This is a genomic window from Stenotrophomonas sp. HMWF023 (assembly GCF_003060985.1).
GTDB classification, from domain to species: domain Bacteria; phylum Pseudomonadota; class Gammaproteobacteria; order Xanthomonadales; family Xanthomonadaceae; genus Stenotrophomonas; species Stenotrophomonas lactitubi.
Genome location: NZ_QAIJ01000237.1, coordinates 1 through 9,834, shown reverse-complemented (window position 1 = coordinate 9,834; position 9,834 = coordinate 1). Strand labels below are relative to the sequence as shown.

Here is a 9,834-nt window from a genome sequence, read left to right as displayed (position 1 = left end):
TTCGGCCATGAACGCGAGCATCGCATCGTCGGACTCGCTGCGTGCTTCCTGCGCTTCCGGCGCATCGCGGTACAGCGGCGCGGCATCGTTCAACGCGCCACGGGTCTGCGCTTCCTCGCATTCCGACACGATGAAGGCATGCACCAACGTGCGCAGGCGCTGCAGGTGCGGTTGCCGTGTGTCCTGCAGGATGTCGCGCAGCATCGCGCCGGTCTGCTGCCACTCGTCGCGCTGCAGGCGGAACAGGATCGCCGCCTTGTTGGGGAAGTACTGGTACAGCGAGCCGACGCTGACACCGGCGCGTTCGGCCACCCGCGCGGTGGTGAACCGAGGGGCACCTTCGTGCTTCAAAACCTGAGCAGCGGCTTCGAGGATGGCCGCGACCAGGTCATTCGATCGTGACTGACGAGGCTGTTTTCTCGAGGAAATCTGCGGCGGACGACGTTCGGACATGGGGCTTTTCCAATGCGAATAGGCGGAACGGGGGATCGTCCGTATTCTTGATTGCGACGAATCATTCGCATTCTAACCCCGCCACCGAAAGGAATACCCATCCATGTCGACCCTGATTTCCGCCCCGGTCGCGCCCCTGCTGGCGCGCCTGTTCACCGAAGCCGACAGTGCGCTCAGCCCGGCTTTGACCGCCGTTTCCGCCGAAGAGCGGCAGCGCCTGCTCGGCAGCCGCACCGAATACCGGCGCCTGTACGGCGAGCTGCTGAAGGACCTGTGGCTGCCGGTGTCGCCGGAAACCGGCCGCCTGCTGTACCTGCTGGCGCGCAGCAGTGGCGCGCGTACCGTCGTCGAGTTCGGTACCTCGTTCGGCATCTCCAGCATCCATCTGGCTGCCGCGTTGCGTGACAACGGCGGCGGCCGCCTGATCACCACCGAATTCGAGCCGGAGAAGGCGCGCCGTGCCGCCGGCCACCTGCGTGAAGCGGGTCTGGACGACCTGGTGGAGATCCGCGTGGGAGACGCATTGGAGACGCTGGCGGTGGACCTGCCCGATACCATCGACCTGGTGCTGCTCGATGGCGCCAAGGTGCTGTACGACGATGTGCTGGACCTGCTGCAGGAGCGGCTGCGCCCGGGCGCGCTGGTGGTGGCCGACAATGCTGACGACAGCCCGCGCTACCAGCAGCGCATGCGATCGGGCAACGCAGGCTATCTGTCGGTGCCGTTCGCCGAGGATGTGGAAGTGTCGATGCGCCTTGCCTGAAAGGTGTTCACGCCAGCTGCCGGAACTGTTCCGGCGGCAGGGCGTGTGCATACAGATAGCCTTGGCCGACATCCACTCCCAGCGCACGCAGCAGTTGTTCCTGTGCCGTGGTTTCGGTGCCTTCGGCGACCACGATGGCGCCGCAGCGGTGCGCCACCTCCACGATGAAGCGGACGATGGACTGCGACTTGGCATCGGCCAACGTGGCGATCAGCGCCCGTTCGATCTTGACCTCGGCCACCGACAGCTGCGACAGCAGGATCAGCGTCGAGTAGCCGGCGCCGAAGTCATCCAGTGACAGGCTCATGCCGGCTGCCAATAGAACCACGACGTTGGCGTCGACGACGTCGCGCTCGACGATCTCGGTCCACTCGACGATCTCCAGCCGCAACATCGCGCCGGGTATGCGTTGCTGCTCCAGCAAGGTGCACAGGCGCGCGCCGAAGCCGGGTTGGCGCAGCGATTCGGCGGACACGTTTACCGCGATCGTCAGCGTGTGCCCGTCATCCCTGCAGTGGCCAAGGAAGGCGGTGGCCGCCTGCAGCGTGGCCCATTCCAGTTCGGCCAGACGGCCGCGGCGGCGCAGCAGCGAAACCACCCGCATCGGCGCAATCAGGTGGCCGTCGCCATCGCGCATCCGCAACAGCGCTTCGGCGCCGACCAGGTGGCGGTCATGCAGGCGGAACTTGGGCTGGTAGTACAACGGTGCATCGGCGTGCCGCAGCCAGTGGTCCAGCGCGATCTCGATCAACGCATCCACCTCGCTGTCGCGCTGGATGGGATCGTCGAAGAACACCACGCCGGATTCGATCGTGTTCAAGGCCAAGGTGACGGCGCGGAACGGGATGGAGTTGTCGTCGTGCATGGGCGGGGTCAGCTCGACCACCGCACAGCGGAACACCGGGCGGAAGCCGGGCCAGTCATCGCCGATCACCGTGGACAACCGGTCGGCCAACGCAGGCAGTTCGGCATCCGCGCGGAGATCGGCAAGGCTTGCGTCGAACAGCAGGATCGCCAGCGCGTTGTCTCCGAACTGATAGACCTCCATCGTGCCGGTCGGCCTTGCATGCAGCAGGGTGCGGCGCACGGCTTCGGCGGTGTGCGGGTTCCATAGGCCGCTGTCATTCAGGGGGCCATAGCGCAGCAGCAGATCCTGCAGGTTGCCCATCTCGGTCACGATCAGGCACGCATTGCCACGGTCTTCGCTGTTGCGCCAGTGGCGTTGCAGACGCTCGTCCAGGGCGCGCAGGTTGGGTAGGCCGCTGACCGGATCGATGCGCATCCAGGCATGTTCACGTTGACGCTGGGCATCGATCTGCGCGTCGTTGTAGACCAGTGCGAATACCGCCGCCAGCACCAGCAGCGACACCGGCAGGGCGAGTGCCCGCTGGGTGGCCAGCTCCAGCAAGGGCAGCTGCGCGCTGCCGATGATCGCCACGCCCAGCGCCAGGCCAAGCAGGGTCACCGCAATGCGCACCCCCCAGGCCTGCAGGACCAACCGCAGCGAGAGGTGGGTGAGCATGCGTGGGTACATCCGCCCACGCAGCCAGATGCCGGCAAGCACCTGCAGCGCCGCTTCCAGGCCGGCCGGCAGGAAATACTGGGTGCCGGAGAACTGATAGCGCGCCAGCAGGCTGGCCAGCAGGCAGGTGACGCCGCCGCGCCAGCCGCCCAGCAGGCCGCTGATCAGCAGGATGTCGATGCCGAGGTTGAGCTTGACCACGCCTTGCGCGTAGCCGGCGACGAACCAGGAGTTGAACAGATAGATCAGGCCAAGAATCGCGCCGATGTAGACGCGGCGCCCTTCGATGGCTTGACCTTGGCGGCGGGTGGCGAGCAGAAACACGCCGATCATGCCGATCACTGCGGTGGCCTGCAGCAGGTACAGCGGCAGGCTGGGCAGGGCGCTGTCCAGGATCCGCGTCGAAACCCTTGATAGCGCGTCCATAGCCATAGCCGGTCCTGTGTGCGGCCAACTGCCAGTAGCCGCAGGGTAAACCACGGCCGCATGTGCGGCCAAACCGGGGATGCCAGTCTGGGCTGAGCGTTAGTAACGCGGATCGGCGATCGCAGGCAGTACCAGCTCGCGGACGAAACTGGAGGGCGACAGCTGCAGCAGGGCGCGCACCATCGACACCACGTCGTGCACCGGCACGTACTCGCCATCGCCGCGTGCGGCCGCCTGCTGCAGGGGCACCGACAGTGCATCGTCGGTATTGAGGTAGCCCAGCTGCAGCGTCGTCACGGCCAGCCGCTGCTGGCGGAAGCCTTCGCGCAGGGCATCGGCGATGCCGTTGAGGGCGAACTTGGACGCCCCAAAGGCCACCTCAGGACGGCCACTGCGCGGCAGCGCCGAGGTCGAGCCGGTCAACACCAGCTGCGGGCGGCGTCCACCCAGCAGGCGCGGCAGCAGCTGCTTGAGCAGCAGCAGAGTGGCGGTGATGTTGACGTCCACCAGTTGCGCCAGCGCGCTGTCACTTTCGTTGAGGAAATCGTAGTCGTCACTGAATGCGGTCTCCTCCCAGATGCCGAGATTGTGGATGAGCACATCGAGATCCGGCGGCGCCTGCGCTGCGATGCTGCCGGCCGCGCGTGCCGGCTGGCTCAGGTCTGCTTCTATCCAGTGCAGGTCGACGCCCTCGCCGCAGTCCAGCTGCGTGGGGCGTGTACGCGACACGCCGATGACGGTATCGCCGGGCTGGCAGAGGCCTTCCACGAAGGCGCGGCCGAGGCCTTTGCTGGCGCCGATGACCATGAGTTTCATGCAGTGTCCTTTCTTCTCTTCTTGTTTCTTGCCTGATGGCTCAGTCAGCCGCCAGCAGGATGTCCCAGTCTGCGAACGCGCGCATTCCTGCACGCTCTGCGGTGAGGAGGGATACGGTGTTGTCCAGCTGGCAGCGGTACTGGGGCTGCAGGCCGGCGCTGAGGGCGGCCACGGCCATGGCCTGCACCAGCCGGCACGCATGGCCGCGCCCACGCGCATCGGCCAGGGTCAGTACCCCGGTGTCGGCCAGCGTCGGATCCAATTGCCACGGATACATGCTGCCTGCAGCGACGAGTCGCCCTGCCTCAAAGGCGCCGAACACCCGCCAGTGATCCAGTTCGACCCACGCGGCATCCAGGTCCTCTTCGCTGGCGTGTGCCTGAAAGCGGGAAAACGCGTCTGCGTCGGTCGAATCCAGGGGGCGGATGTTGTCTGCGCTGGGCTGTACGGCCAGCGCCAGCAGCGTGGCCTCGGGGAAATGGAATACGCGGTCGGCGCCATGCGTGTGGCTGCCGATGTCGGCCATGCGTTGCCGCAACTGCTGCAGCGTGCAGTGCGACGAAGCATCAAGCTGCAGGCGCGCCGCCAACGACGGGCGCAGCAGCGCACGTGCCGGCCCGGAAACCGGCAGCAACAGCATGCCGTCTTCGTGCTCGCCGAGCGTGTTGCCGCAGGTGATCTGCAGGTCGGTCCCGCTCTGCAATAGGTGTTCGCCCGCGAAGATGCGTTGCCAGCTGGTAGCGATCGAAGATGCGAATGCATCCGCCGGGACAGATGCGTTCATGCAGGGGGCATGTCCACCTGCAGACCGGCGGCTTTCCATTCGGGGTAGCCGGCGGCCAGGCGTTGCGCCGTCAATCCCTGCGCGCGCATCAGCGCTACGGCATCATTGGACAACACGCAGTAGGGACCGCGACAGTAGGCGACGATGCGCACATCGCCCGGCAGCTCGTGCAGCCGTTCGCGCAGCTCAGTGGCGGGAATGTTGACCGCTCCGGGTATGTGGCCCAGCGCGAACTCCTCGCGGGGCCTTACATCCAGCAGCACAACGCTGCCACGCTGTTCGAGCAGCTGCTCCACCGTCAGCCCTTCGAGCGCTTCGCGCCGCTGCAGGCTGTCGCTGATCACGCCGTGCATCTCGTTGCGCTGATGGTTGGCGTAGTCGTGCAGCGCCGCGAGCAGGTTGGCCTGCGGGCCATCACCGCTGCGATAGAGGATGCGCTTGCCGTCACGACGGGTCTGTACCAAGCCTGCGCGACGGAGCTGCTGCAGGTGCTGGGAGGTGTTGGCCACTGACAGCTGGGTCAGTTCGGCCAAGCGCTCGACGGCGCGCTCGCCCTGCGCGATGTGCTCGAGCAGGGCCAGCCGGTGCGGATGCCCAAGGGCACGGGCGATGTCGGCCAAGGCCTCAAGCGGCGAGGGCGGCTGCTCGGTTGCGGCGTTCATGCAGGACACGCTAGCATCGCTCTATCATTCAAGCAAATGATTGAGGGATGGTGTGATGAGTGGATGGACGCAGTTCGTGTTGGATGCGGTGCTGATCGGTGTGGGTGCCACCGCGGTGATGGATCTGTGGGGGTTGCTGCTGCGGCGTCTGTTCGCGGTGCCGTCCCTGGACTTCGCGATGGTGGGGCGCTGGTTGGGGCATCTGCCCCGTGGGCGCTTCCGCCATGCGGCCATCGGCCAGTCGGCAGCCGTAGCGGGGGAGCGCGCGCTGGGCTGGTCAGCGCACTACGTTACCGGTGTGGTCTTCGCCGCAATGCTGCTGGCGGTCGCAGGTGATGATTGGGCGCGCGCGCCGACTGTTCTGCCGGCATTGCTGTTCGGCGTACTGAGCGTCGTCGCGCCGTTCTTCATCACCCAGCCTGGCATGGGCGCTGGCATTGCCGCCTCGAAGACGCCTGCGCCGCAGAAGGCGCGCCTGCGCAGCCTGGTCACCCATGCTGTGTTCGGCATCGGCATGTACCTGGCGGCGTGCCTGCTGGTCGCGATCAATGGTGTATGAGCGAGAATGTGCAGGGTTACCTGCAGCTGGAATATCTGATGGATGGTGTGTGCAGCCAAGCTGATGGCCAACAGCTGCTTCTGCCGGCATCGTGGCGCGCAGCGTTGGCCGACGCGCGGATCGAGCGGCAGTCCATCGGCGTATCGCGGGCCGACGTGGCGCGGGTGCACCGGATTGGCCAGCCCGATGTGTTCCTGAAATCGGAAGTGGTCGACGCCTTCAGCGAACTGGATGATGAGATCACCCGCCTGCAGTGGCTGCGTGCGCAAGGCCAAGCGGCGCCCACGGTGATCGCCACTGCAGAGGAGGAGGGGCGGCGCTGGTTGCTGATGTCTGCGCTGCCTGGGCGCGACCTTGCGTCAGCGCCGGAACTGCACCCTTCGCAGGTAGTGGTGGTGCTGGCCGATGCACTGCGTGGTTTGCACGCAGTGCCGATTGCCGGGTGCCCGTTCGATCAGAGCTTGGCTTTGCGGCTGCAGGCGGCGGGCGCACGCGTCGATGCTGGCCTGGTCGATGCGGATGATTTCGATGACGAACGCCTGGGCCAGAGCGCCGAGCAGGTTCATGCCGAACTGCTCGCCAGCCGCCCCTGCGACGAGGATCGCGTAGTGACCCATGGAGATGCGTGCCTGCCGAACCTGATGGCCGTGGCCGGGCGCTTCAGTGGATTCATCGACTGCGGCCGGCTTGGCGTGGCCGATCGCTACCAGGACCTGGCACTGGCGGCGCGCAGTCTGGTCCACAACTACGGTGACACGCGTTGGGTCACCCTGTTCTTCGCGCGCTACGGCCTGGATGCCGATGAAAAGCGGTTGGCGTTCTACCGCTTGCTGGACGAGTTCTTCTAGGCGCCACCCTTGGCCTGAACGGCGACTTGCCGATGGCCCCGGCTGGTCTTTTAAATGTACGAACGTTCGTTCATTGTTTGCTGCATGAACCGTACCGACCGCAACGAACAGCGTGCCTCGCAGATCCTGCAGGCTGCCCTGCAGTGTTTTCTGGCCAAGGGCTTCCATCAGACCAGCATGCGCGACATCGCGCAGGCGGCCGGCGTCAGCCTGGGCAATCTCTACAACCACTTTCCCGGCAAGGAGGCGCTTATCCTGGCCACGGCCGAAGCCGAACAGGATGAGCTGCAGCCCCTGTTGCACCGCTTGAAGGAATGCAATGGCGAACGTGCGCAGGTGCAGGTGTTCCTGCAGGATTTTCATGCCCTGTGCCGGCAGCCGGAATGGGCGCTGCTGAGTGTGGAAGTGCTGGCCGAGAGCGCGCGCAATCCGGCGGTGGCGGCGGCATTTGCGGGCAACCGCGCGCAGTTGCAGCGCCGTCTGGCCGAGGCCCTGCAAGAGGTTGCCCGGCGTGAGCGCCGGCACCCTGCGCTGTCGGCGACGCTGCAGTCGCAGGTGCTGCTGGATGCGATCGAAAGCGATGCGCTGCGGCAGGGGTTGGATGAGGCGCGCGAGGCCGATGCCGACGTGCTTGATCCCGACCTGCTGGCAGCGCTGCTTGGAGGCCGTTCGTGAGCAGTGACGATCGACGGTTGCATGGGCTGGACCTCGCGCGCTATCTCGCGCTGGCCGGCATGGTGCTGGTCAACTTCCGTCTGGCGATGGCCGTCGAGGCCGACGGTGGCGGGCTGCTTGCTGGATTTTTCCATCTGCTGGAAGGCAAAGCCTCGGCAACCTTCGTGACGCTGGCCGGGGTGGGGTTGATGCTGGCCACGCAGCGGCAAGCGTGGTGGCAGGCGAGCATGCAGACCTGGCGACGGGCAGTGTTCCTGGCCGTACTCGGTCTGCTCAACCTGAGCGTGTTTCCCGCCGACATCCTGCACTACTACGCGGTGTACTTCGCGGTGGCGGTGCTGTGGCTGCGCGCCTCGCCTCGTGTTCTGCTGGGCAGCATGGCGGCCCTGGCGATGCTCTCGTTCTGGGCCCTGCTGCGCTGGGACTACAGCCAGGGCTGGAACTGGCAGACGCTGGCTTACGAAGGTCTGTGGCAATGGCCGGGTGCGATGCGGAACCTGCTGTTCAACGGTTTCCATCCCGTGTTGCCGTGGCTGTGCTTCTTCCTGCTGGGCATGCTGCTGGCGCGGCTGCCGTTGTCGCAGCCACGGGTGCAGCGCGCCTTGCTGCTGCTCGGCCTGTTGTTGATGGGCGCCGGCCAGGTGTTGCAGCAGTGGGGCCACGGCACGGCGTGGCAGCTGTGGCTGGCGACGCAGCCGATGCCGCCCGGTCCGGCGTATCTGCTGACCGGCGCAGGCGCGGCGTGTGCACTGATCGCCGCGTGCCTGTGGCTGGTGCGGCTGCAGCCCGGTGATTGGCTGGAGCCGTTCACCGCGGCCGGACGGATGACGCTGAGCCTGTACGTGGCGCACATCCTGGTTGGCATGGGCGTGCTGGAATCGCTCGGTCTGCTGGATGGAAGCGCCAGCCTTTCGTGGGTGTTGATGGCCGCGCTGCTGTTCGTGATGCTGGCTACCGCAGCAGCCTGGTTGTGGTCCTGGCAGTTCGCACGTGGTCCGCTGGAGGCGGTCATGCGACGCGTCGCCGGCTAGTTCTTTTGTCGCAGGAGACCGATGTTGTGACCCGTTAGCCTGTGCGGATGCAGGGTCATCTGCGATAGTAGGTGTCGTCACCAAAGCACGCCTGCATCCATGTCATTCGCTTCGGCGCAGCAGATCGTTGAAGTCCTGCAGCAGTCCTACGACATCAACGCGACGGCGGTGGTGCCGCGTCCGGTGGGTGCCGACGCCAACGCATGCGTCTTCCGCATCGATGCCCGCCACGACCACTGGTGGTTGAAGTGCCGCAACTATCAGGTTGCGCCAGCGGTCTGGGACAGCCTGCATTGGCTGCGTGGCACGTTGGGCATTGAAGAGATCGTTGCGCCGTGGCCGGCATTGACCGGCGGTGCATCGGTGCAGCGCTGGGGCCTGCAGTTCACGTTGTTCCCCTATATCGAAGGGCAATCGGGCTTCGAGGCACCGCTGAGCCGCGCGCAATGGCGCAGGCTGGGCGAAGTGCTGCGGCGCCTGCATGAGGCCGGGATTCCGCCAACGCTGCGCCAGGCATTGCCGACGCTGCGGCTTGAGACCGCGGCTGTCGATACGGTGGGTGCGTGGTTGCAGGATCCCGCAACGCTGGCGCAGGCGCAGGATCGATCCGGCAGTGCATTCCTGGCGCTGTGGCAGCAGCAGCGGCCGCGCATCGCCGAACTTCACCAGCGTGCTGAAGCACTGCGTCGTGAATTGCAGGACGAAGCACCTGCACTTTGCCTTTGCCACACCGATCTGCACGCCGGCAACCTGCTGATGGGACAGGACGACGCGCTGCACCTGATCGACTGGGACGGCCTGGCGCTTGCCCCGCGCGAGCGCGACCTGATGTTTGTCGGCGCTGCGGTGGGTGGCCGTTGGGGGCGTGAGCATCCGCTGGGCTTTGCCGAGGGGTACGGCAGCGACCTCGGCGATCCGCGCTGGATTGCGTGGTACCGGCATTGGCGCATCCTGCAGGACCTGATCGAGTTCGAGCAGATGCTGCTGGGCCCCGGCGCGGCGCAACGTTCGCTGCAGCAGCACCGGCAATCACTGCATTACTTGGGCGAGCAGTTCGCGCCGGGCAATGTATTCGATGCGGCCGAGCGCGCATATCGGGTGCTGTAGGGGTTTCGGCCGGGCTGCGCCCGGCACCTGCAGAGGCCGAAGCAACAGCAACAGCAACAGCAACAGCCGAAGCAACAGCAACAGCGGGCATTCCGTGGGATGGCGGGGTGGGTCCGGTTGCGGGGGACGCCGTGAATACGTCCCTGTAGGCTTGGCCGCGGCATCCATGCCGCGGACACCCCCGCAAC

Annotated in this window: 11 protein-coding genes; 6 read left to right on the top strand and 5 right to left on the bottom strand. The window is 66.1% G+C overall.

From position 1 onward, the window contains the following. On the bottom strand, window positions 1–453 hold a 453-nt coding region (locus DBR20_RS13055), incomplete at its 3' end, for a TetR family transcriptional regulator (protein WP_108266480.1). Window positions 454–556: 103 nt separating this feature from the next. Here DBR20_RS13055 and DBR20_RS13050 point away from each other — a divergent pair. Continuing rightward, window positions 557–1,216 (top strand): O-methyltransferase, encoded by a 660-nt coding sequence (locus DBR20_RS13050; RefSeq protein ID WP_108266477.1) that lies wholly within the window; start codon window positions 557–559, stop codon window positions 1,214–1,216. 7 nt (window positions 1,217–1,223) lie between these two features. Here the strand turns inward: DBR20_RS13050 and DBR20_RS13045 are convergent, their stop codons facing one another. The 4 genes from DBR20_RS13045 to DBR20_RS13030 all read right to left on the bottom strand — a co-directional run bounded on the left by DBR20_RS13045 (window position 1,224) and on the right by DBR20_RS13030 (window position 5,426). Next, window positions 1,224–3,164 carry an EAL domain-containing protein gene (locus DBR20_RS13045; protein ID WP_108266476.1) on the bottom strand — a complete coding sequence of 647 codons (1,941 nt, stop codon included), beginning with the start codon at window positions 3,162–3,164 and terminating at the stop codon, window positions 1,224–1,226. Between the two features lie 99 nt (window positions 3,165–3,263). Beyond that, window positions 3,264–3,980 carry an SDR family oxidoreductase gene (locus DBR20_RS13040; RefSeq protein ID WP_108266475.1) on the bottom strand — a complete coding sequence of 239 codons (717 nt, stop codon included), beginning with the start codon at window positions 3,978–3,980 and terminating at the stop codon, window positions 3,264–3,266. A 40-nt stretch (window positions 3,981–4,020) separates the two neighbouring features. Then, the gene (locus DBR20_RS13035) at window positions 4,021–4,764 is read right to left on the bottom strand and encodes a GNAT family N-acetyltransferase (protein WP_108266474.1); all 744 of its coding nucleotides are present in this window, start codon (window positions 4,762–4,764) and stop codon (window positions 4,021–4,023) included. Then, on the bottom strand, window positions 4,761–5,426 hold the full coding sequence (locus tag DBR20_RS13030; protein WP_108266473.1) for a metalloregulator ArsR/SmtB family transcription factor: 666 nt from the start codon (window positions 5,424–5,426) through the stop codon (window positions 4,761–4,763). The genes DBR20_RS13035 and DBR20_RS13030 overlap by 4 nt, the downstream gene beginning before the upstream one ends. A 55-nt stretch (window positions 5,427–5,481) precedes the next feature. Here DBR20_RS13030 and DBR20_RS13025 point away from each other — a divergent pair, with 55 nt between their 5' ends. The 5 genes from DBR20_RS13025 (at window position 5,482) to DBR20_RS13005 (ending at window position 9,646) form a co-directional block, all read left to right on the top strand. After that, window positions 5,482–5,985 (top strand): DUF2938 domain-containing protein, encoded by a 504-nt coding sequence (locus DBR20_RS13025; protein WP_108266472.1) that lies wholly within the window; start codon window positions 5,482–5,484, stop codon window positions 5,983–5,985. Window positions 5,986–6,023: 38 nt separating this feature from the next. Further along, complete coding sequence (locus DBR20_RS13020) at window positions 6,024–6,833, top strand: APH(3')-II family aminoglycoside O-phosphotransferase (RefSeq protein ID WP_108266479.1); 810 nt, start codon at window positions 6,024–6,026, stop codon at window positions 6,831–6,833. An 84-nt stretch (window positions 6,834–6,917) separates the two neighbouring features. Further along, window positions 6,918–7,508 carry a TetR/AcrR family transcriptional regulator gene (locus DBR20_RS13015; RefSeq protein ID WP_108266478.1) on the top strand — a complete coding sequence of 197 codons (591 nt, stop codon included), beginning with the start codon at window positions 6,918–6,920 and terminating at the stop codon, window positions 7,506–7,508. Continuing rightward, the gene (locus DBR20_RS13010) at window positions 7,505–8,539 is read left to right on the top strand and encodes a DUF418 domain-containing protein (protein ID WP_108266471.1); all 1,035 of its coding nucleotides are present in this window, start codon (window positions 7,505–7,507) and stop codon (window positions 8,537–8,539) included. Before DBR20_RS13015 ends, DBR20_RS13010 begins: the two co-directional genes overlap by 4 nt. A gap of 99 nt (window positions 8,540–8,638) precedes the next feature. Beyond that, window positions 8,639–9,646 (top strand): aminoglycoside phosphotransferase family protein, encoded by a 1,008-nt coding sequence (locus tag DBR20_RS13005; protein WP_108266470.1) that lies wholly within the window; start codon window positions 8,639–8,641, stop codon window positions 9,644–9,646. The last annotated feature ends 188 nt before the right edge of the window (window positions 9,647–9,834 follow it).

Coding starts and splice junctions, on each gene's coding strand:
- DBR20_RS13040 (WP_108266475.1), bottom strand. CDS start 3,980: ATGAAACTCATGGTCATCGGCGCCAGCAAAGGCCTCGGCCGCGCCTTC.
- DBR20_RS13015 (WP_108266478.1), top strand. CDS start 6,918: ATGAACCGTACCGACCGCAACGAACAGCGTGCCTCGCAGATCCTGCAG.
- DBR20_RS13050 (WP_108266477.1), top strand. CDS start 557: ATGTCGACCCTGATTTCCGCCCCGGTCGCGCCCCTGCTGGCGCGCCTG.
- DBR20_RS13035 (WP_108266474.1), bottom strand. CDS start 4,764: ATGAACGCATCTGTCCCGGCGGATGCATTCGCATCTTCGATCGCTACC.
- DBR20_RS13025 (WP_108266472.1), top strand. CDS start 5,482: ATGAGTGGATGGACGCAGTTCGTGTTGGATGCGGTGCTGATCGGTGTG.
- DBR20_RS13005 (WP_108266470.1), top strand. CDS start 8,639: ATGTCATTCGCTTCGGCGCAGCAGATCGTTGAAGTCCTGCAGCAGTCC.
- DBR20_RS13030 (WP_108266473.1), bottom strand. CDS start 5,426: ATGAACGCCGCAACCGAGCAGCCGCCCTCGCCGCTTGAGGCCTTGGCC.
- DBR20_RS13045 (WP_108266476.1), bottom strand. CDS start 3,164: ATGGACGCGCTATCAAGGGTTTCGACGCGGATCCTGGACAGCGCCCTG.
- DBR20_RS13020 (WP_108266479.1), top strand. CDS start 6,024: ATGGATGGTGTGTGCAGCCAAGCTGATGGCCAACAGCTGCTTCTGCCG.